The sequence below is a fragment of the Flavobacterium sp. genome, assembly GCF_049240005.1.
Classification (GTDB): domain Bacteria; phylum Bacteroidota; class Bacteroidia; order Flavobacteriales; family Flavobacteriaceae; genus Flavobacterium.
The window spans coordinates 41770-63393 of record NZ_JBMLTK010000074.1; the positions used below are offsets into that span (position 1 = coordinate 41770).

The 21624-nt window shown below is 37.3% G+C and carries 20 protein-coding genes; all 20 read right to left on the minus strand.

Translation table 11 applies throughout. The features are described 5' to 3' along the window. Window position 1: 1 nt before the first annotated feature. Window positions 2-1069 (minus strand): hypothetical protein, encoded by a 1068-nt coding sequence (locus ACOVQQ_RS07965; protein ID WP_421817725.1) that lies wholly within the window; start codon window positions 1067-1069, stop codon window positions 2-4. Beyond that, window positions 1066-2364, minus strand: a complete 1299-nt coding sequence (locus tag ACOVQQ_RS07970) for a CoF synthetase (protein WP_421817726.1) — start codon at window positions 2362-2364, stop codon at window positions 1066-1068. The genes ACOVQQ_RS07965 and ACOVQQ_RS07970 overlap by 4 nt, the downstream gene beginning before the upstream one ends. Then, window positions 2364-2942 carry a sugar transferase gene (locus ACOVQQ_RS07975; RefSeq protein WP_421817727.1) on the minus strand — a complete coding sequence of 193 codons (579 nt, stop codon included), beginning with the start codon at window positions 2940-2942 and terminating at the stop codon, window positions 2364-2366. The genes ACOVQQ_RS07970 and ACOVQQ_RS07975 overlap by 1 nt, the downstream gene beginning before the upstream one ends. 19 nt (window positions 2943-2961) lie before the next feature. After that, on the minus strand, window positions 2962-3966 hold the full coding sequence (locus tag ACOVQQ_RS07980) for a hypothetical protein (RefSeq protein ID WP_421817728.1): 1005 nt from the start codon (window positions 3964-3966) through the stop codon (window positions 2962-2964). 103 nt (window positions 3967-4069) lie between these two features. Beyond that, the gene (locus ACOVQQ_RS07985) at window positions 4070-4585 is read right to left on the minus strand and encodes an acyltransferase (protein ID WP_421817729.1); all 516 of its coding nucleotides are present in this window, start codon (window positions 4583-4585) and stop codon (window positions 4070-4072) included. A gap of 5 nt (window positions 4586-4590) precedes the next feature. Continuing rightward, window positions 4591-5706 carry a glycosyltransferase gene (locus tag ACOVQQ_RS07990; protein ID WP_421817730.1) on the minus strand — a complete coding sequence of 372 codons (1116 nt, stop codon included), beginning with the start codon at window positions 5704-5706 and terminating at the stop codon, window positions 4591-4593. A 1-nt stretch (window position 5707) separates the two neighbouring features. Then, complete coding sequence (locus ACOVQQ_RS07995) at window positions 5708-7054, minus strand: polysaccharide pyruvyl transferase family protein (protein WP_421817731.1); 1347 nt, start codon at window positions 7052-7054, stop codon at window positions 5708-5710. 1 nt (window position 7055) lies between these two features. Beyond that, entirely contained in the window at window positions 7056-8243 is a 1188-nt protein-coding gene (locus ACOVQQ_RS08000) for a glycosyltransferase family 4 protein (protein ID WP_421817732.1), read from the minus strand. Further along, window positions 8244-9341, minus strand: coding sequence for a glycosyltransferase (locus tag ACOVQQ_RS08005; RefSeq protein ID WP_421817733.1), 1098 nt, complete (start codon window positions 9339-9341; stop codon window positions 8244-8246). Further along, window positions 9338-10357 carry an NAD-dependent epimerase/dehydratase family protein gene (locus ACOVQQ_RS08010; RefSeq protein WP_421817734.1) on the minus strand — a complete coding sequence of 340 codons (1020 nt, stop codon included), beginning with the start codon at window positions 10355-10357 and terminating at the stop codon, window positions 9338-9340. Before ACOVQQ_RS08010 ends, ACOVQQ_RS08005 begins: the two co-directional genes overlap by 4 nt. Beyond that, window positions 10357-11466 (minus strand): hypothetical protein, encoded by a 1110-nt coding sequence (locus ACOVQQ_RS08015; protein WP_421817735.1) that lies wholly within the window; start codon window positions 11464-11466, stop codon window positions 10357-10359. Before ACOVQQ_RS08015 ends, ACOVQQ_RS08010 begins: the two co-directional genes overlap by 1 nt. Continuing rightward, window positions 11456-12856, minus strand: coding sequence for a glycosyltransferase (locus ACOVQQ_RS08020; RefSeq protein WP_421817736.1), 1401 nt, complete (start codon window positions 12854-12856; stop codon window positions 11456-11458). Before ACOVQQ_RS08020 ends, ACOVQQ_RS08015 begins: the two co-directional genes overlap by 11 nt. A gap of 5 nt (window positions 12857-12861) precedes the next feature. Beyond that, complete coding sequence (locus ACOVQQ_RS08025) at window positions 12862-14124, minus strand: EpsG family protein (protein ID WP_421817737.1); 1263 nt, start codon at window positions 14122-14124, stop codon at window positions 12862-12864. Next, the gene (locus ACOVQQ_RS08030; RefSeq protein WP_421817738.1) at window positions 14106-15119 is read right to left on the minus strand and encodes an N-acetylneuraminate synthase family protein; all 1014 of its coding nucleotides are present in this window, start codon (window positions 15117-15119) and stop codon (window positions 14106-14108) included. The genes ACOVQQ_RS08025 and ACOVQQ_RS08030 overlap by 19 nt, the downstream gene beginning before the upstream one ends. A gap of 5 nt (window positions 15120-15124) precedes the next feature. Further along, window positions 15125-16168 (minus strand): polysialyltransferase family glycosyltransferase, encoded by a 1044-nt coding sequence (locus ACOVQQ_RS08035; RefSeq protein ID WP_421817739.1) that lies wholly within the window; start codon window positions 16166-16168, stop codon window positions 15125-15127. Then, window positions 16165-16851: a cytidylyltransferase domain-containing protein gene (locus ACOVQQ_RS08040; RefSeq protein WP_421817740.1), complete on the minus strand. Its 687-nt coding sequence runs from the start codon at window positions 16849-16851 to the stop codon at window positions 16165-16167. The genes ACOVQQ_RS08035 and ACOVQQ_RS08040 overlap by 4 nt, the downstream gene beginning before the upstream one ends. Continuing rightward, a complete protein-coding gene (locus ACOVQQ_RS08045; RefSeq protein WP_298148586.1) occupies window positions 16844-17389 on the minus strand; it encodes an acyltransferase in 546 nt (181 codons plus the stop codon). The genes ACOVQQ_RS08040 and ACOVQQ_RS08045 overlap by 8 nt, the downstream gene beginning before the upstream one ends. Further along, entirely contained in the window at window positions 17389-19191 is a 1803-nt protein-coding gene (locus ACOVQQ_RS08050) for an ABC transporter ATP-binding protein (RefSeq protein WP_421817741.1), read from the minus strand. Before ACOVQQ_RS08050 ends, ACOVQQ_RS08045 begins: the two co-directional genes overlap by 1 nt. 19 nt (window positions 19192-19210) lie before the next feature. Continuing rightward, on the minus strand, window positions 19211-20239 hold the full coding sequence (gene rfbB / locus ACOVQQ_RS08055) for a dTDP-glucose 4,6-dehydratase (RefSeq protein ID WP_421817742.1): 1029 nt from the start codon (window positions 20237-20239) through the stop codon (window positions 19211-19213). Further along, the gene (locus ACOVQQ_RS08060) at window positions 20229-21623 is read right to left on the minus strand and encodes a nucleotide sugar dehydrogenase (protein WP_421817743.1); all 1395 of its coding nucleotides are present in this window, start codon (window positions 21621-21623) and stop codon (window positions 20229-20231) included. Before ACOVQQ_RS08060 ends, rfbB begins: the two co-directional genes overlap by 11 nt. Between the last annotated feature and the right edge of the window lies 1 nt (window position 21624).

Here is a 21624-nt window from a genome sequence, read left to right on the forward strand (position 1 = left end):
TTTAGGATTTAGTGTATAAATCGGTTTCTTTCATTATTATCGGAAGATTATCTACATCTCGAAGAAAAATCAAATCCTTTTCAAACTCGTACATCTTGAACGATTTATCGAACTCCTGATCTGAAGTTAGTAAGCTAATAGTAGCCTCAGCAAAATTAGCTCCTCCGGCTGCAAAGCACTGCGTAAAAGCTACGTGTCGAACGTTAACTTCGGTTATGTAAGGTCTGCCATCAGCATCTTCCTTAAAATCAACGGTAAAAAAACCGTGTTTGGCCGAATTTGTAGCTTCAAACAACAAGTCCATAGCCTTAGTTGCTACATCAACTAGTTCAGGTTCGTTCAGTAACCTTCCAAATGAAGTATTGCCTGTAATTCCTGAAGGAGCTACTTTTGCCATAATGTAATTTACACGTTCGGCACAGGCAGCGCGCAAAAGTTTGCCATTTTCGTAAAGTAATTTACATGCTAAATTTCTTCCGGATAAAAACTCAGACGCCAAGAAAGTTTGCACATTAGGATTAATCTGAATCCAGTTTCGGAGTGCTTCTTCATCTTCTACTTTAAGTGAACCTAAACCACTTGTACCGCTTGAACTGCGCACCCAGAAGTTCCCTTTTAAAACGGTGAAAATTTCGGAAAAATCGGAGATATTTCGGTCGAAGGTAACCGACTTCGGAACCAGGCCTGAGTCATTTAATACTTCCGTCATTCGCGATTTATCTATGAGTAATTCCGCCATTTCTACAGATGGTAAAAAAGCCGGACAAGGCAATTTCGAATTGCGTTCTTTTTTACACCATTCCATTACCTCGGCTTCAGGTAAAATTACCGCAAAATCAATCTGATTTTCATTTACAATTTTTTCAATCTCGTTCCAATAGTTTGATGCTTTTGCCAAGGGCACCACAAAAGACTTTTCAAACAAATCTCTTTGATAAAGTCCAATAGCAAGCGGATTAACATCGGTTGCAAAAAGTTTAACATCGGAGAATTTACTGTATTTCTTGAGTGATATGGCGAAACTCCTCGGTGTTGGTCCGCCGACTCCAGTAATTAAGATTCTTTTCATGATTGCTTGTTGTGGTAAGTGTTTACTATTTTTTTTCGTTTTCCGGAAGCTAAGAGAGGAATTTCGTCTACATATTCGATAGAAAAATTTGCTTCATCTCCCAAATATTTCAAAAATTCGGCTCTCAACTGTTGTTCCCTAGCAAATGGTTGCTCTGTGTTTATTTTAAAAGTATACTCTTTCGCTCCGGTTTGTACGAACTGATATTGCAAAATTTCGGTGTATTGAAACATATTCTTGTAAACGATATACGACGAAATCAGATTCCCTTTGGCATCGTAAATGAGATCCAATTTCCGTCCTTCAATCGTTTCCAATTCGAAGTGGTTATTTGGATTAAGCGCTCCGATATCACCTGTATCATAACGAATTAAAGGCATGGCATAGTTGTATAAATCTGTTATAACTATGCGTCCTAATTCGCCGGGGTGTGCTAAAACATCCTCATCCATCTTAAAAATTTCCACAATAAAACTTGCGCTGTTAATCTCAAACGTTGGCTTTCCATTGGTTTGTTGTTGAGCAATAATACCATTTTCGATGTTTGAGTAACGGGATAAAGCACAAATGCCAAGTTGTTTTTGGAAGATATCTTTGGTTACTGCGGTCATTCCTTCAGAAATTCCAATTACACTTCTAATCTGGAGATCGTTATTTGAATAGTTCTTTTTGTCTATGTATTTAGCAAGTAGCTCTAAAGCCGATGCATAGCCCACCAGATGTGTAGGCTGCTTGTTTGCTACTAGTGTTTTACAAAACGCTTCCAGTAGGTTGTCGTCGAGCCGCAATACATCAATAGGTATGAGGTTTTGCATTTTCATTAATCGGCTTGACTTTTGATTTGCGGTACTCCAAATTTTAAGATTCACAAGCCGTTCGCCTAATTTATATCCTGCTTTATTCGCAAAAAACAGTGTATCGGCATTATTCCTGAGTCTTTTTTCAGCATCTGAATATATAGCTAGCGGTGTTCCGGTACTGCCGCTGGTAACCTGTTTTACTAATTTGCTTTGATCGAATGAGCTGGAAATAAAATCGGCCGCGTTGTTGCGAAGTTGGAGTTTATTTACCAGCGGAAAATCACTCAAAGTTGCCGATTTAAAATTTGCATAAAATGAGGTTGTTTCCGCGGCGTGTTTGAGTAGTGCTTTAAGTTTACTTTCCTTATTACGATGGTTATTGGCAAAACTGCTTTCTATTTCATTGTAATGAAATTTTACGCGTGAACCTGCTAATAGATCTTTAGCCCAAAAAGCAGCTGCTCGCAGATTCGAAAAGTTTTTTGATACTCCCATTAATTACTTCCGTTAAAAGGTTCCATTGGCCGACTGTCGCTTTGGTTCACGTCTTTTCGTTTAACAACATGACTCATGGTTGTAAAGAAAATTTTCATATCTCCCCAAAGTGTGATATTTTCTATGTATTGAATGTCATATTCGAACTTTTGCATCCAACTAATTGAATTTCTGCCCATTATCTGCGCTAAACCCGTAATACCCGGGCGTTCTTCATGTCGGCGAATTTGTCGTTCATTATAAAGCGGGATGTACTTAAAAAGTAATGGACGTGGTCCCACGAAACTCATATCGCCAAAAACGATATTAAATAGTTGAGGCAGTTCGTCGATCGATGTTTTCCTGATAAAGGAACCAAATCGTGTAATTCTTTTGTTATCAGGAAGTAAATTGCCGCTAGCATCCCGAGCGTCGGTCATCGACTTAAATTTAATGATGTTAAACGATTTTTGATTTCGACCAGGGCGTGGTTGTAAGAAAAACACTTTTCCCTTGTTTTGAAAGAGAAGAATAAACGCACTAATTACCACCACCGGCGATAAAAGTATCAGGGCTGCAAGTGCAAAAAAACAGTCCATTGGTCTTTTAAAGTACTTTCTATACATAATCTTTTCCTTTCATTATATTACCTAGCTCTGCTGTACTTACAAATTCTACATCTGGATATACTTTTTGAACTAAACTAAGCAGCTTTTTTAAATCGGCCAGACTTTTTTTCCGATTGTTTTCGTCAATAGAGCCAGAGAAATTAAACCGATGTGAACTTACAACAGCGGGTTTTCCTAAGCGAAAAGCGGTGGCTATTTGGGAAAATGCGCTTTCCAAAGCTTTTGAGTTACTAGCTGGTTCGAAAACTCCGTTTCGCAATACAACGCGTAACCCAGTTGCTGTTTTTTTGCCCATCCACATATACTCCTTCTGTACTTTTCCTTGTGGAAGTGTAATCAATTTTTCAAATCCGCTATCTATGAACTCAATGCCATTATCTATTAAAGTTTGATGCAAATCATGTGATTCGCGACCGCCTGGCGCATTGAAGTTAATGGCTCTAAATCCGAAAACCTCTTCAAACTTTTGAAGTCCGTCTAATATTATATCTTTATGAAGCGCCGTATCTGAAGAGTCGACTTGATCGAAGGCGGCATAAAAGGATGGATACTTTTTTTGCTCAACATTTGAAAAGGAACCCAGCTGAAAGGCGATGCGTATTTTAGGGTCTTTGTGCTTTAAAGCATCCGAAACTAATCTAACATTCAAATGTTCTCGCCCGTGAAAGGCAGGCACAAACAAGCGCGATTTAATTCCATATTGCCAAGCTTCCCACGATTGCATGCCACCGGGTACTTTTGAAAAGGTTTCGGTAAGCAATTCATTTTTATACTCTGCAAAATCGCTACGAGCCATTTCTTGGTAATTGGGATTACAGCAAAGTGCATAAGGTGTGAAGCAGACGGGATTGCTGTTGATATCTCTAAAAGATTCTAGCACGTCAAAAAGGGCTGAAAGGTCGTCTGCCGTCTCTAGTGTGTCAAGCTTGTCAAATATAGACCTTTCGGGCATTCCTGCATTGTGGAATTCTATTTGTGATGCTTTATCTTTCACACGTAGATTTCCATAGTCATCGACTGCAAAAGCAAGTAACCTTCGATTAGTTCTATAACCGGGAATATTTTTCAAAAAGTTTACAAGCCGTGTTTTCAATTACTTACTTTTTTAGAAATTTATCTTCTGCTAAACTTGAAAGAAAAATCCGCTTTTCCTTTTCAGATAAGCTTTTTGAATTTACGTTAAAATTATCTATTCGTGTTTTAAGCTCCCAAACATTACCAAGAATCCTCGCGGGGTTACCGCCAACAATACTATCGTTTGGAATAGACTTTGTTACCACCGAACCGGCAGCTACAATCACGTTATCGCCAATGGTCACACCAGGAAGAATAATTGCTGCATTTCCAATATAAACATTATTTCCTACCTTAATTTTTCCAAAAAAATCAAAATCGGGTTCGGTTCTACGATAAACCCAAGCCGCACCGTGATTGGCAAATCTTACTCCTGCAGTTATCTGAACATAATCTCCAATTGTGATAAGATACGGTTCGGATCCAAAATTCCTGGAATAAATTTTACATCCTTTTCCAAATTTTACTCCTTGGAAAGCGGCTAATCTTTGCGGTGGCCAAAACGTTTTTCGATAAAGTTGAATTAGTTTGCTTATCATAGATTTCACAAAAAGCGTTTATAAATTTCGGTTGTGGCTTCGAGTGCTTTTTCAATAAAGAACTTTTTTACCGATTTCTTTCCAGCTTCGCCTAAACGGTTACGAAGTGTTTCGTCTTGGGAAATCGCCACTAAACTGTTAACAAATTTAACATTATCGGATAAATTAAAGATAAAACCATTGACAGAATCTTCGACCAATTCATTATGTCCTCGAATATTGGAGATGACAACCGGCAATCCGACCGACATTTGCTCGGCAATTCCAATGGGCAAGCCCTCGGCAAAACTGCTTGAGATTCCAAAATCGGCAACAGCTATGAACTTGGCTATTTCTGTTTGATAACCCATAATTTTTACGTTCGACTGAAAGCCGTTTTGCTGTGCGAAATCACTCATAACACTACCTAATTTGGCTTGTCCACCTGTGAAAACAAATGTAAGATTTGGATTTTTAGCTAGTACTTCTTTGATGTTATTAAAGATGAAGCGATGATTTTTTCGGGGAATAAACTCTGCTATATACAAGACAACCTGATGATTTTCGGGTATTCCTAATTCTTGCTTTACATCTTCTTTGTTATAGGGAGATAAATCGATTCTATCTGGATTGATACCTATGCCATCCGTTTTAAATTTCCCCTTTACGGGAAAGCTGAAATTGCTTAATGCGCGAAAATCTTCGTTATTAATGGTAATAATTGCGTCGGTAAAGCTCGCAAACAGCCACTCGATTGGGAAGAACACCAGCCAATTTTTCAACGATGCTCCTTTGTAAAAATGAAATCCGTGTGCGGTGTAAAATACTTTTGTTCCTCGTTTTCGAGCTCGTCTTGCGGCAAGTCTTGTTACGATTCCGCCCATTGGTGTATGGCAGTGAATAAGATCGTAATGTGTAGAATCAATGATCTGCTTAAGTTGTTTATAGGCCTGCTGATTTCCTTTATCGAAGGGCATCCGACCGAATGGCACGACATGAACAACGTCTGCAAAGGGCATTTGTTCCGTTCCGTTGCAAGCAACATGAACTTCGTAACCTTGCTCTTTAAACCATCGTAAATAGGGTAAATGAAAGTTAAGTAAATGAATATGTGTTGTTGCTGTGTATAAGATTTTTTTCATTTTACTCCTGTATTCTTCTTACATCCTCAATAAACTCGCTATATATCGCATCTAAATAAACTCTATAATCTTTGATTTTATTGAGATAAATTTGTTTGTTTTCGATCCCACTTTCCATTAAACTATAAAGTGTTTTTCCAGAGAATTTTTCTATTGGGTATACAAATTCTGGAAGTTTCATATCGTTCATGATTCCAAAACTCTTGTTTCCTCCGTAGGCTATTGCAATACTTGGCACATTTACATTTAAGGCAAATATGACCGAATGAAAACGGGTACCTACCATAAAATCTAGTTGTGAGTATAAATCCATTATATTGACACAATTCAAATCAAAATCTTCTATGTAGCTGGTATTTTGAAGTAAATTTTGATCTAGTCTTTTTCTCACATCAGCAATTGCTAGACGGTCATCCTCGTGGCTGCCCGGACCTAAGGTGTGTGCGAAAAAAATAGGGTGATAATTATTTTCTATTGCTAGCTTTACAAACTCCTGTATTTCTGCAATATACTCATTGTACCTCTGCTCAGGATCTTGAGAATTTGGGAACCTATACGGACGAAGAGTTATTCCGACCGTTTTTTTGGAATCCAATGGCACCTGTTTGTCAAGCAAGTACTTTCTTCCTTCTGTAGCTGTATTTTTTAAATAAAATCCCAAATCGGGATAAAGCTTAGCTTTAATTTTTAAATTCTCTTGTACATAATTCAACGACACTTGCTCGCGAACGGTTACTAATTTACAATTGCCTAAAACGTATTTCACCAACTTTCGGGTAAAGTACCCTTTTACAGGACCTATCGAATTTGGAAATACGATTACATTTTTTTTATAACGGTGTGCAAGCAGGATGTGATAGAGCGAAAAGTACATGGTATAAAAATCGCTTGCACGTCCGTAGGCGTGAATAAAACCTCCGCCTTTTACCGCTATTAACTCAGCTTCTTGAAACCGCTTGAGCGACTCTTTTTGGGAAGCAGAAAGAAATAGTTTGCCGAAATTATTAATTACTGAAAATTGGCTTAATAAGGCTGAAGTATACACTAAATCAACAACCGATTGAAAACCCCAAAGCACGTAATCGACTTTAGTATATTTTATCGACTTTTTGGTTTTAGTATTAGAAATTCGCGAAGGATGACGTAAAATCTTAGGTAAAATAGTGTATCCTAGTTTTTTCGTTTGTCGCGATTGCAATTCTATATCTTCTGGATTTGTTCCGCTTTCCAAAACAGTAAAATTGGTATCTGAATTTACAGCTTTAATCAATTCTGCAGTTTCCCACACTAGGGCTTGGTCGCCTCTATTTAAGTCTGTACATCCAGGTATTATAATAATCTCTTTCATACTAATTTGATTTAAAATTTATAACCTCGTCGTAGAATCTAAATCGCCGTTCATTTAGTTTATCCCAAACAAAATCCTTTGAAAACTCCAAATTTCTTTCGGCCAGTTTATTGTATAAATCTGGGCTTTGAAGAATAGAGATAACCTTGTTTGCAACTTCTGTTGGATTATTTATGGGCACCAACACCCGCTCTTCTAGTAATTCGGGTATCCCACCAATTAGAGTACCAATTGCAGGCAAGCCCCTTCCCATTCCCTCTACAAGAGCTCGTGGTAGGCCTTCGGTTCTTGAAACAAGTAAGAACAAGTCAGCATTATCCAAATACTCAACTACTTTAGAAAAGGGTTTAACGGCACCAGGAAAATCTATAAGGTCTGATGAAGAACCGGAGTTTTTAGCACTAATAAGTGAATTTCTGTATTTTCCACTTCCTAAAAAAGTTAAGCGGACTTTAAAATCCAATCCTTTGTTATTGATGATCTCTACAGCCTGAATAAGCACATCAGGAGCCTTGTACAGCTGATCTAAACTACCTACACTAATTAAGTCATAGATTGTCTTTCTCGTAAAACTTTTAGGCGCATGAGCCAAAAACTCTGACTTTAAAATTACATTGGAAGCATACGTTTGAAATATCCCTGAGGAAACAGGATACCGTTTTTGTAATTGGTATTTCGTAACATATATAGCAGCTGAAGCATTCTTAACGACTCTTCTAAGCTGGTATGTTCCGATGATTCTCAAAAATCGTCGTAATGGATGCTTGAAAGAACCCGGTGCAAAAACATCATACGGATCAGCCGCGACTTCCACACCATATTTTCTCTTTATCTTCATAGCTTCGTAAGCTGCAATTCTACCAAGAGTTCCTGGCACTCTGCAGATTAGCGCATCGTCATTTGATATAAAACTCCGAATCGCAGATCGCACCGCTTTGGCTTTTTTCAAGTACTGCAAAGGACCAATGAAATATGGTACTTCAAGAATTGAAATTCGATCCGAATCAACACGAATAGAATCATCTAGAACTTCATCCTTGTGCCTTTCAACTCTTGCGATGATCTTTACATTATCGAACTTCAAAAGGTAGTGTTCGAAAGTTTTGCGATTTAGCGCGGTATGATACCCATATATCTTACCATCGGGAGTTTTTGTAAAACGGGCGTTCGTTGCAAAAATTAAGTCCATCTAAATTTCTCTAAGAAAAGCAGAAAACTGCAATTCGTTATTATATTGCTCTTTAGCAAAGCTTTCACAGCTCATACTTTGAATACTGTCATTGTTTAGGAAAATACCCTTAAAAAAAGTAGAAAAAGCCTGTACGTCAGTTGGTTCAAAAAGTTGACTGTGATTTTGGACAGGAACAATCTCTTTAATTGAAGCGATATTTGAAGCTACAAAAGGAAGTCCGGAGACCATAGCTTCCATTAAAGCGTTGGGCATGCCTTCGGTCACAGAAGGAAAAAAGTAAAAATCGAAAGTTTTTAAGACGTCTGGGATAACGGTTTGATATCCTAGACTAATAACATCAGATTTAGTGAGTGAATCAGGTAAATTATCTAGAAGCTTATCTGTATCTTTTCCACACAACACAAGCTGAAAATCGAAACCTGCTTTTTTCAACTCTGCGGCTACTGCAATAAGTGTTTCATGGTTTTTTGCACTGTTAAGTCTTCCAGTATGGCCTATAACAAAACAATCACTTCGAATTTGAAAATGTGCTCTGAGTTCTTCTTTCGTAGCTCGAGCTTTGAATAGTTCAATATCAATACCATTTCGAATTACTTGCATTCGTGAATCATTCTGCTTTTCTTTAAAGAAAAAACTTAGACCTGCATAAGAATTTGCTAAAATTCGAGTAGCTGAATATAATACCAATCTATTCATAAGCGAATTGTACGCAAGATTGAACACTGTTTCTTTAAATGCATTGCTTGATCTTCTATAAAAAGCAATTCTAGTGGGGACTTTTAAGAGCCTTCCGATCAACAATGGAATTCCCGCGAAATTGCCGGTAAAGTCGCATATAGAAGAGGGCTTTTCCTTCTTAATTATTTTAAATAGCTCAAACCAAGCGATAAGACTTAAATAGCCAGAATTAACTGTTAGGATTTTTGAAGTGTATTTTTCATATTCTGACAATAGCGCTCCTTTTTTACCCGCCTTTGTAATAACAATGGGATCGATTGTAGATTCCGAGAAAGCGAGAAACCGTAACAAATACGTTTCAGCACCACCAGCATCAAGCGATGACACTAGAAAAACACATTTCTTTTTTTTCATCATTTTGCTGGATTATGATATGAAACAAACCAATCTACAAATTTAGGTATGCCTTCTTTCAGTCGCGTTACGGGCTTGTAACCGTATTTCATTTCAATTTCACTCAGGTCGGCAAAAGTTTGATAAACATCGCCAGGCTGCATGGGGAGAAAATCTTTTATTGCTTTTTTCCCAATAGCGCTTTCTAAATAGGAAATAAAATCGAGTAACTGTTCGGGTTGATTGTTTCCAATATTTAAAATCTCGTAATTTCCTGCTTTATAAGAAGATAAACTTACAGATATTATACCCGATACAATATCATCGATGTAAGTAAAATCGCGCTTTAGATCTCCGTTATTAAAAACCTGTATCGGCTTATTGTGGAGTATGGCATTCGTAAAGAGATAAGGAGCCATGTCGGGTCTGCCCCAAGGGCCATAAACTGTAAAAAAACGGAGTCCTATGGTTTCCATTCCGTACAAACTCGAGTATACATGGGCCATTAACTCATTGCTTTTCTTTGTTGCCGCATAAACGCTTATGGGCTTATCAACGGCATCTGATTCTGCAAAGGGTACTTTTTTCTGATTTCCGTAGATTGAAAAGCTAGAAGCATAAATTAACTTTTCAACTCCAAATCGGGCTGAAACTTCTAATATGTTACCAAAACCGATGATATTTGACTGATAATATGCGGATGGATTTTCGATTGAATACCGAACACCAGCTTGCGCAGCAAGATGAATAACTTTTTTAAAACGATATTTCTCAAATATCTCATGAAGTATCTGTTGATTGGTAATATCACTTTTGAAAAATTCGAATTCAGGGAATTTGGTAGAAGGTTGCGCTTGATCGAACTTTACGTGCTCGGCATTTAAAATACCTAGCTCCTCAAGTCGACTGTATTTCAATTTCGGTGTATAATAATCGTTACAATTATCTAATCCAACCACATGAAAACCTCTATCAAGAAGTGACTTGCAAAGGTGGTATCCTATAAAACCGGCGGCACCGGTGACAAGAATTTTTTCCATTAGCTTTTCATAATTAATGTTGCTAATTCTTGCGAAGACATGAATCTAACCTCTGGATAGCTGGCCACCACTCTGTCTAGCAACTCTTTAAGCATGCCTAGCCCCCTAGAACCATTTTTAGGATCCAATCTGCTTATGTAATTCACACGGTGTGTACAGATTACCGCAGGTCTGTTCCATTGAAAAGCGATCTTGATTTCGCTCATGGCTTGATCAATCCCGTTGATCGGATCGCTGGAAGGTTCAAATGTTACGTTACGGACAACATTTACCAGTCCACTCTGTTTATCAATACCCGAAAATCTTTTTATTTGGGTGGGTTCTTTAGGATTCAATGGCTTCATTTTGACTACTCGTGCACCTTGAATTCCGAAGAAATTACTGCTTGATAATTTTAATTTTAAGCTAGTATGTAACGTATTCTGAGGAGGAATAATAGTACCGGAATAAAAATTAAAGTGTTGTTTGAAGGTTTCTGCTCCATTTTGAATGTCTTCCGCAATTTCAAACAATTCTGACTTAGAATCGGCATCAAAGGCCGCTAAATATCCTCTTGGATTTAACTCATTTTTCCCAAAACCATAGAATTCTAAATCAAAAGCTTTCCGAAGTTTAGGATTATTTTTTTGAAGATCGGAAAGCCAACGAAATCGCTGCAGGTGAATTAGCCCGTGGAATTGAGGAAAAATCAATTGCTCATCGACAGCTTTATCGATAAAATATTTAGTTTTTGATTGACTTTCTAAACGCAGGTAAGATTTTTCAAAATTCTCTGATTCAAACTTTGAAAATTGATTTGCTCTAATTTTATCATAGTCGGGATTTTCCATGATAAAATTCGCTGTAAACACAGGAGATTTACCTGCTGCATTTTTTATGCTAGACAATACATCACATAAATTCTCTATATCGATCGCGGTTTCGAGGCTATCATATTTATTGTAGGCATTGTTTTTCAAAAGCCCTTTTTTTAAAAGCTCATCTTGAATTTGTTTAGACGCAACGCGCTGACTTCCCCAATCGTCGCTTTCGATTACAACAATTGGATCTGCGGTATAATAGCCTCGAGAATTATAAAAGTGACTTTTTAAATACTTTTTAAACTCCATGTTTTATAGTATTTTGTAGTGACTTAAAAATTTCCAAATCAAAAGGAGAAAAAACTCCAAGCGCTGCTTTTTGATCGACGACGATATGTCCGACTTTACCTGCAACCATTCGATCGCTCTTTTTAAAGCTATCAACGGTCGCGGCTACGATTCCTCCCATACCCGAAAAAAGTGCTTCACGTTCTAGTTTTGTAAATTTATACTGATCTAAAAGGGGTTGCATTCCGTGCCCTGTGTGTTGGTAGTACATCCTATTATCCGGACGAACACTCAAAAGCGAATCAGCTTGAAAGATTGACAAAGTATTTATAGCATCATCTATGATTTCTGTTGTTAGAAAGGGAAAGTCGGCGGCAATAGTTAAGATAGCTTTCGGAATTAAATCAATAATTTCTGGCTGATTTAAAACTAGATGTATCGTTTTAGAAAGTGTTTCGTGTAATTCTTCAAAAGCTGAAGGCCGCTCCACCACAAGTAAATTTGAAAAAATCGTTTCGAATTGTCTACAATATTGTATCAATTCAACATCTGAAGTAGTTACAACAATCTTCTCTACTTTCTTAGATTCGGCAACCGTTCTTAGCAGATTACTTAAAACCGTATCATTTTCATTAGTAGGAAAAAGAAGCCAATCAATTCCCGCAATAACGGTTCTACGAAGGGGAATAATCGCTATTGTTGTTGGTAACTGTACACCAAAAGTTTCGATATGTAAATCCTTGATTTTTTGTCTGGTTGAAAGGATTCTCAACTCGTTAGATGTTAGATTATTTCCATGCTGACGATAAGAAAAGAGTGGAAATCGTATATTAGAAACGGGGTAATGTGTAATGAATTTTATCCATAAATCGTAGCCATCTTGGCAGGTAAACGATTCGTTATAACCGCCAAGTTTGCGTAAATATTCCAATCGAATCATCGTGCAAGCTCCGTGGGCTGGTTGATCGTAAAGTGACACATTCTCATCAAAGTTGTGTCTCTTTTCTTCCCCTATTCTATTTCCATCTCGGTCAACGTAATAATAGTCAGGAAAAACTAATCCTAATTTATCATCTTGTTCCAATTTGGCCGACATGAGTTCCAGTGCGTTGGGCTCCAGAAAATCGTCGGCATCTAAGCGCATTATGTATTTTCCTTGGGCGGCGCGCATAGCAATATTATTGGTAATGTTCAGACCTTTGTTCTGTTGATATATAATAGAGATTTTCTCAACATGTCTGTAAGATTCGATGATTTCTTTAGAATTATCAGTTGAACCGTCGTCGATAATTATAACTTCAAAATCCTGGCAGGTTTGGTGTAACAAACTCTCGATGCAGTCACCAATAAAACGTCCGTAGTTGTAATTAGTAACATAAACCGTGATCAAGGGATTTTTATTTGGAAGCATACCTATTATTTTAATATAGTTTCAAGTTTGATAAATGTTGCAACCACTGGATTTCCAATGTAAAACATCCAAGTGGTTACATCAAGAGATATTCTTAATTGGACAATTGACCATAGAGCTACTGGAAAAAATAAAATTGCAGTTGGTAACTTTAATTCACTAGAAGCGTTCAGACTATAACTTCTTATAAAATAAATCGACGCCAACACAAACCATATAATAAGAAATCTCCTGCCCAGCGAGTCGAATGCGAATCCAAATTGGATAAAGGCCAAAAATAAAATCATAAAAGAAACTAGGTTATCTTGAAACTTATCAGACTTTAAACTAAATCTTTTAAGATATGCATTATAGAACAAAGCGATATAAAATCCATATTGAAGAAATGGTATTCTTAATCTGGAATACCAATTTCGGTTTTCTAAGTTTTGATTTCTCATTTTGATGTAATCTTCCCTAGAATAACCTTGAATCTTATCTTCTACTCCTTCACCTAGTTGAGAACTATCGAAATTACTCAAAAAACTATAGAATAAATTTGGCAAAATAAAAGAAAGTGCTAAGAAAGATAGATACAAAAGATTGCGATTCCCTAAAAAACTGTAAGCTAAAACAACTACTGTTGCTAAAGCGAAGCTAAAATGAACAAGACAAGACAGGAAACAAAAAAATAAAAATCGTTTATTTTCTGACTTTAAATACATAATAACGCCATAGATATAAATCCAGGATGCGATTGGAAAACGGATCGCTTGAACGTTATTGATTGGAATCAAGAACCACAAGAGAATAAAAAAAACTTTAACGTTAAACGATTTGATTCCTTCAACATCATCAAAAATGACTTCAATTACTTTTAGCATAAAGTAAGAAAAGACAAAGGAATGAACCATAAACATAACCTGGTAGGAATCTGTAAAGCGAGATACTAAAAAGTTCACCACAACCGAATAAAGGTCGAGTTCGCCCGAATTAGATTTTCGCAGTAAAATGGCTTGAATTAAAGCAAAAAAGCTACTCGAATCTAATTTTGCAAAGAGTTCAAATTTTTCTTTATGAGCAAATCCGTCCATTGATTCTCTGGCAAAATTAATGGTGTATCCAAAATACGTAAAAACAAAGAGTAAAATTTTTCGGCTACTTTTCAAGCCGAAATTTCGCACAGCTATGCAACCGGCTAAAAATGGCCAGATTAGAAAAATCAGTTTCAAGCCTTTGTTAGACCTTTCCTGATTTACTTTTGCCCTTATTAAGAGATCAGATTCCAATCTAATTTTTGATGTTTTTTAAGTGAAGTAGTACACGATTTTCCGAGCAACTTTTCATAATCTCTAGCATCGATACCAACGTTTGGGCGGAGTACTGTTAAATTCTCTGTAGTAAATATTTCCCCTGCCTCAATATCTCTAGCGGGATAGACGGCTCGTCTGAAGCTTTGCACGTGTCCGTTTTCGATTTCAATAGCTACAGGCTGTTTGGTGTTTGATCCCTTCAAGCCCTTAATTTCTTGAATTTCGGCAATTAACTCCTTGATTTCTGGATTTGTCAAAGAAACCTTGTGGTCTCTGAAGACCTTTCCTTCTCTGGAATCGGTAAAATGGAATTCCAAAACTTCCGCTCCCATGGCAACACTATACATCAAAGCTTTTGAACCTTCAGTGTGATCAGAATAGCCTATGGTAAGACCTGTAAGTTCTTTTAATCGCGACATTACGCTTAGGTTGGCATCCGCGTTTGGTATAGGATACATACTCGTACATTGAAGTACAGCCAGGTAATTCGGGTCTTTGTAGATATCATTCACGCTTTGAATAAAAGAAATAGCCTCGAGCACTTCTGCTTCGGTAGATAATCCCGTTGAGATTATTATAGGCTTGCCTAGTTCTGCTGTCTTTCTTAAAACTGGGTAAGCAGTTAAATCCCCACTACCTATTTTGTACAAAGAAATGTACTTATCGAGCCAAACCATGGCATCTAAATCCCATACAGACGAGGTATATTTGACCCCTGCCGCCAAAACCATTTCAGCCAGCTCTATATGTTGTTCTTGTGAAAGCTCAAACTTTTTAAAGTGTTTATTTCGATCTGGGCTTTCAACCTGAGAAACTAAGGTATCACCAGTATAAACTTGAAACTTGACATAATCAACACCGCTGTCTATAGCTAGTTGTGCCAATCGTTTAGCGTACTCAAAATCGCCTTCATGATTACCTCCAATTTCTGCTATCAAAAGTGGTCCGTATTTTCCGATAAAATTTCCCATAATTTTTATTTTGTAAAATCTTCAATCTCGTCAATGAGTTTTACTGCTTTCGGTAAATTTACATTTTTCCATTTCGCATAGAGTCCGATCCGCTGGTAATAATTTTTCAACGCAAATCTCGGGCAATGAGTTTGTTCGTAAAACAAGGCGGTAGAAGCTGTAGAAACCACGCACGAATTAACCGAATTTGCGATGTACAATTCAGCTGGAACGTAGTTTTGGATTACAACTTTTCCGAAGGCATCTTCCATCATCTTTTTTCTTTGAGGCTGCGAATACCCAGGATGAATCTTAATGCGCAACTGTTCTTTGCCCAAGACTTTCATAATTTTTGAAATCTCTTCTATTTCAGCAGCAAATAGCGATTCATCTAAAATAATTGGAGCTAAGTAAATTACACAATTTTGCAAATTCGTAAAATCTGAATCTTCGTCACTTACAAAACAGCTATTCGCAATCTTAACGCTATTTGCAGTTGGGAAAAGACTTATCTTTTGAATTGGTTTACCACAAGCTTTATCTATAAACAAATCTGGATGGGTCATCCACAACTTTTTAATATAGCCGCTTCTATGCATGTGTCGACCAAACCAAATGAAATCTTTTAGGATAACTCCTCTTTTAAATAGGTGGTAGTAAATATTAAAATTTTCTTTAATTCTGCCTTTCCATAACGAAATTTCTTGCCTGTGATAAAACAAGGCTCCATCTTGTAACTGGTGTATCTGCGTACCTTTTTTCGCGTTTGATAAAACGAATGTCTCGAAAGGCCGATATGCATGAGCGGTAAACAAATTTGTAATAGGCTTATTAAAAATTTCTTGCTTTACCCGATCTGTAAAATCGGCGTCTGAAAATCCCATCCGAGTTGCGGTTACAAATGGAGGCAACTTTTCAACATCAAGCCCTCCCCCTCTTCTCCCAGTAAGTACGAGTTGATTGCGAAAGCTACCGTCGGAAAAAAACTCTTCGATAACAGATAACGCCAACATGATTTGGTATTCAGTCGATAACAGGAAGACATTATTAAATACGTCGGATTGTCTCATTTCTGTAGATATAAGGGAAGTAGACTTTTGAGATTATAATTTTGATGTTGTTCCTTAAAATTATTGAATATCCTTGAGATTATTTCAAAATCTTCAGGAGTGTCTAATGCAAATTGCAAACCTGCAGCTTCTGGTAATTCCGTATTATACTGAAAAAAAACCTTCTCGGGCAAGTGTTCGTACCAATACGAGGTTACATGTTCAAAGTACTTTTTATCTGTTGAAATTTCACTTAGCGCATTTCTGTACGAACTTAACTTCACAATTTCAATACTCATCCCCTTCGGATAGGTTCGTTTATGAACGTTTGTAATGAAATCGTAGCTGTGAGAAATTTGCTTAATCATCGATTCCAGAACAAGTGTGTCGACAAAAACATTATCACCATTAATGCGGGCGGCATATTCAAAATTGTAGTGCTTCGCTGCTTCGTAAAAACGTAGTGCAACATTGTCCAAGCTTCCGCGAAAACAATTATAACCACGAACTTTGGCAAATTCTGCAATCGGATCATCACTTGCCTCGGAAGAAGTTGCAATAACTATACGCTCAAGTGGTATCACTATTGATAAACGTTCTATAATAATTTGCAACACCTCTTTCCCGTGTATGGTCATTAAAGCCTTACCCGGCAAGCGAGACGAGTTATATCTCGAAAGTACGATTGCACCAAATTTATTCACGAGTACTTATTTTTTTAGCCGGTGTTCCTGCCCATATTTCAAAAGGAGGAACATCTTTATTTACTACTGAATTTGCTGCGATCACAGCGCCATCTCCTATTGTTACCCCTTTTAAAATTGTAACATTACTTGCAATCCAGACACCATTGCCAATTTGTATGGGTGCGGTAACATTAGGCTGCTGATTAATCAGTAGATCGCGCGCTGCACTGTGATTACTATCTACTATGTAAACAAATGGCGCTATCAAACAATCTGCTCCAATTTCAATGTTCTCGGAAGAGAATATGAAATTATGATAACCGATAGTGGTTCGGTTTCCAATTTTGATCATTGCAGATTGGTTACAGCTGCAAATTCGGGCACCTTCTTTAATAACCACATCGTCGCCAATGGAGATATTATGAGGAAAGCGCATAAATTCGACAGACTTGTCAATGTGTACGTTCTTGCCTAAAAAGGCTAACTTTTGGCTGGCTCTGAAATATCGCCATTTGTTGCGCCAAGTAAATTTTAGATGTTTACGAAGCTGTGACATTATATTTCCTGCATTTTAACCATTCGCTGAAAATCAGCGTTGGTATTTGTTAGCTCTTCAAAACTGCCTGTTGCTTCAATTTTTCCATTCTTTAGAAAGCACACGATATCTGCTGAACGAACTGTTGACAAGCGATGTGCAATGATTACTACGGTATATTTACCTTTCAATGCATCAATATTTTTTTGTATATTTTGTTCTGTTTCAGAGTCGAGAGCCGATGTAGCTTCATCTAAAACCAACAAATTGATATCTTTATACAGTTCTCTAGCAATGCTTAATCGCTGTTTTTGTCCGCCACTGAGATTGATACCTGCATTTCCGAGCATTTCATTTTCTTTTCCAGGCAAAGACGCTACGAAATCGGCTGCTGAAGATTGTTCAAGTGCTCTATAAAATCGTTCTTTATTTTGTTCTGTTGGCGGATCCCAAAATGTGACGTTATTGAAAATAGTATCGTTAAAAATTACGGGGTCTTGTGTTATGTAACCAACTTTTTGTTGAAAGGCGTGTTTGTTAATTTCAGAAAGCGAAAGTTCGTCCAAAAGGATTTTTCCTGAAGTGGGCTGAATTAATCCTACAAGCAAATTTACCAGCGTTGTTTTACCACTTCCGCTTTCTCCTACTAAAGCGATGGTTTGATTTTTAGGGAAAGTTAGATTTATATTTCCTAAAATGATACGTTCGTTATTGTATGCAAATGATACATTTTCAAATCGAATTCCCGTATTAATTCCTGTTGTAACTATTGTACCATCTTTTTCTTCATTGGACTGGAGCTCGTCTGTGAATTCACTCATATTATTCAATGAACCCGATACAGCAAGAAATAAATTCGTTTGTGTTTGAACAAACATCAAGGCATTTAATGCTTTATAGAAAAAAATCAAGCTTACAATAATCGTAGACAACCCGCCTTTTAAAACAGCTACCTGTATAAAAATAACCAGCACAACCACAAAAATCAACAATGGTTCTCGAGTAGCCGTTAAAATACTTGAGAGAATTCCAATTTTGCGATTATCCTTTTCTATGTCAATTGTTGTATTGATCAATTTCTTGGAAAACCGTTCGTCGGAACCTGTTGCTTTTAAATACTTGAAATTGGCTACACGTTGAATGATTAGACTTTGAAACAAATGATTACTCAGCGTTAGCTCTTTACTTGCGCCCTTAGTTCTTGCATATAGCTTTTTGTATAGCAGGTTTGTTAGTAATCCTCCAACAGATACTACTAATGCAAACTTAAAATCTACAAAAAATGCAAATCCCATATATACTAAAACAAAAACACTGAACTGCAATGCGGTGAAATAGGTTTGATAAGCTCTTGCAACTCTATCAACCTCAGCGCTTAATGTATTCTGAATTCTTCCAACATCGGATCCAACAAAATACTTATAACCGATCTTATTTAAGCAGGCAATTAATGTTAATCTGATTTGTTTGATGAAGCTTTGTTGTAAAACTACTTGGTATGAGGTTCTTATGTATTGAGCCACACCTTTTAAACAAAAGAATAAACACAGAATTACTAAGACAGAGTAGATATCGAAATTAATCGAAAAATAATCTAATAACTTAGGAAGAAAAGCTACTGGGCCTGATAGGGCATTTTCGGTTTTTGGAGCACTAGGATCAAGCACCTGAAATAAAGGTAAAAACATCGATAAGCCCAAACCATCAAGAAAACCAACAACGATACTTAAAATAATCGAAATAAAAATCCTGTACCTTAAGTAGCGGTAGAAATACGCGAAGCTCTCAAAGTTTTTTGCCAGTATAGCTTTTATTTTTTGCATTTTGATTCGATATTACCTATCAGTTCTTAGCTCTTAGCTGCTCTAGCCATTGTTTATTTTGCAAATACCAGTCAATTGTTTTGCTTAAACCTTCTTCAAATGTTACCGACGGCTTCCACCCTAATTCTTGGTTTATTTTGGAAGCATCGATGGCGTAACGAAAATCATGTCCGGGACGATCTGTAACAAAAGTGATTAATTCTGCTGATGTACCTTCAGGATTGCCCAATTTTTGATCTATTTGTTGGCACAATACGCGTACTAAATCAATGTTCTTCCATTCATTAAATCCGCCTATATTATAGGTTTCTCCTACTTTCCCTTTATGAAAAATTGTATCGATGGCTGCAGCATGATCTATTACAAAAAGCCAATCACGCGTATAATTGCCGTCACCATAAACAGGTAAACTTTTTTTGTCGAGACAATTTTGGATGAAAAGTGGAATTAGCTTTTCTGGAAATTGATTTGGTCCGTAATTATTGGAACAGTTTGAAATTACAAACGGCAACTTGTACGTTTCTCCGTAAGCTCTTACAAAATGGTCTGAACTGGCCTTCGACGCTGAATATGGTGAGTTTGGGTCGTAAGCAGTTTCTTCCGTAAAGAAACCTTCTTCGCCTAAAGTGCCATAAACCTCATCAGTACTGATGTGATAAAATAACTTATCCTTAAAATCGGAACTCCAGTGTTTTTTCGCTGTATGCAAAAGATTTACTGTACCTACAACGTTTGTTGTTACGAAAGCCAATGGATCCGTAATTGACCGGTCTACGTGCGATTCGGCTGCCAAGTGGATTACCGAATCGAAATTAAACTCGGCAAATAAGTCTTCCAAAACTGCCGCATCTCGGATATCTGCAACTACTAGTTTGTAATTTGGTGCTGTTTCGATATCCGCTAAGTTTGCCGGATTACCCGCGTAGGTTAAAGCATCTAGGTTAAAAATGTTGTAATTGGGATATTTCGTCACGAATAATCGAACCACATGCGAACCGATAAAGCCGCATCCTCCGGTAATTAGTATGTTCCTTTTCTTAGCTTCCAATTCCATAATATTTAAAACCAAAATTGATTAATTCTTGTTTTGGAAGGATATTTCTGCCGTCAAAAACAAATGCAGGTTTGGTCACTTGTTTATAAATTTTATTCCAGTCGTACGATTTAAATTCGTCCCATTCTGTTAAAACAGCGATGGCGTGTGCCGCATCAAATAGAGTATCAGTGTTCGAATAAACCTCAACACGCTTCTGAATTACTTCTGCACTTAGATCCGTGTACAAAGTCAAATCCGATACAATCTGTTTTTTCGATACTTGCGGATCGTATATGGCTACCTCGGCTTGTTCTTGAAGCAATAAATTTGCTACATAAATAGCTGCCGATTCTCGAGTATCATTTGTGTCCTTTTTAAAGGCCCATCCCAGAAAAACAATTTTTTTACCAGAGATGGTATTGTACAATTCCCGAACAATTTTTTGAGCAAACCGACTTTTTTGGTGGTCGTTCATTATGATTACTTGTTCCCAGTAATCGGCTACTTCTGTTAATCCGTACGAACGAGCGATGTAGACTAAATTTAGAATATCTTTTTGGAAACAAGATCCACCGAATCCGACCGAAGCATTTAAAAATTTTGGTCCGATACGGGAATCCATACCGATGGCGCGAGCTACCTCGGCCACATCAGCGCCTGTTTTTTCACACAACTCAGATATGGAGTTTATCGAAGAAACTCTTTGAGCCAAGAATGCATTAGCTGTTAACTTTGAAAGCTCGGAAGACCACAAATTGGTAGTGAGGATCTTATCTTCAGGCACCCAACTTGAATAGATTTTTACTAATGACTGAATAGCAGCATTTCCTTCAAGCGTTTGTTCTCCTCCTATCAAAACACGATCGGGTTGCAATAAATCGGTAACCGCCGTTCCTTCAGCAAGAAATTCGGGATTAGACAAAACTTGAAATTTCGCTCCATTTCCCGTATTGTCGAGAATACTCTTTATGGCCTCGGCAGTTCGTACCGGAAGCGTCGACTTCTCGACAACTATTTTGTTTGTTTTGCTAACTGAGGCAATCTGTCGTGCACAAAGCTCGATATATTTCAAATCGGCAGCCTGACCTTTTCCAGAACCATATGTTTTTGTAGGTGTATTTACCGAAATGAAAATCATTTCTGCCTGATCAATGGCTTGATCTACACTTGTAGAGAAAAACAGATTTCTGCCTCGAGCAACACCAACTATTTCAGCTAACCCGGGTTCATATACTGGAAGTTTCGACAAGTCCGGATCGTTCCAAGCTTGGATTCGATCAGGATTCATATCAACAACCGTAACTGTTATATCCGGACATTTAGCAGCGATGACAGCCATAGTAGGACCGCCAACGTAGCCAGCACCGATACAACAGATATTTTTAATTTTAGTCATA

Coding starts and splice junctions, on each gene's coding strand:
- ACOVQQ_RS08020 (WP_421817736.1), bottom strand. CDS start 12,856: ATGCTTCCAAATAAAAATCCCTTGATCACGGTTTATGTTACTAATTAC.
- ACOVQQ_RS08000 (WP_421817732.1), bottom strand. CDS start 8,243: ATGGACTTAATTTTTGCAACGAACGCCCGTTTTACAAAAACTCCCGAT.
- ACOVQQ_RS08015 (WP_421817735.1), bottom strand. CDS start 11,466: ATGGAGTTTAAAAAGTATTTAAAAAGTCACTTTTATAATTCTCGAGGC.
- ACOVQQ_RS08050 (WP_421817741.1), bottom strand. CDS start 19,191: ATGCAAAAAATAAAAGCTATACTGGCAAAAAACTTTGAGAGCTTCGCG.
- ACOVQQ_RS07990 (WP_421817730.1), bottom strand. CDS start 5,706: ATGAAAAAAATCTTATACACAGCAACAACACATATTCATTTACTTAAC.
- ACOVQQ_RS08030 (WP_421817738.1), bottom strand. CDS start 15,119: ATGGGAAATTTTATCGGAAAATACGGACCACTTTTGATAGCAGAAATT.
- ACOVQQ_RS07985 (WP_421817729.1), bottom strand. CDS start 4,585: ATGATAAGCAAACTAATTCAACTTTATCGAAAAACGTTTTGGCCACCG.
- ACOVQQ_RS07965 (WP_421817725.1), bottom strand. CDS start 1,069: ATGAAAAGAATCTTAATTACTGGAGTCGGCGGACCAACACCGAGGAGT.
- ACOVQQ_RS08010 (WP_421817734.1), bottom strand. CDS start 10,357: ATGGAAAAAATTCTTGTCACCGGTGCCGCCGGTTTTATAGGATACCAC.
- ACOVQQ_RS07995 (WP_421817731.1), bottom strand. CDS start 7,054: ATGAAAGAGATTATTATAATACCTGGATGTACAGACTTAAATAGAGGC.
- ACOVQQ_RS08005 (WP_421817733.1), bottom strand. CDS start 9,341: ATGATGAAAAAAAAGAAATGTGTTTTTCTAGTGTCATCGCTTGATGCT.
- ACOVQQ_RS08045 (WP_298148586.1), bottom strand. CDS start 17,389: ATGTCACAGCTTCGTAAACATCTAAAATTTACTTGGCGCAACAAATGG.
- ACOVQQ_RS07970 (WP_421817726.1), bottom strand. CDS start 2,364: ATGGGAGTATCAAAAAACTTTTCGAATCTGCGAGCAGCTGCTTTTTGG.
- ACOVQQ_RS07975 (WP_421817727.1), bottom strand. CDS start 2,942: ATGGACTGTTTTTTTGCACTTGCAGCCCTGATACTTTTATCGCCGGTG.
- ACOVQQ_RS08060 (WP_421817743.1), bottom strand. CDS start 21,623: ATGACTAAAATTAAAAATATCTGTTGTATCGGTGCTGGCTACGTTGGC.
- ACOVQQ_RS08035 (WP_421817739.1), bottom strand. CDS start 16,168: ATGAGACAATCCGACGTATTTAATAATGTCTTCCTGTTATCGACTGAA.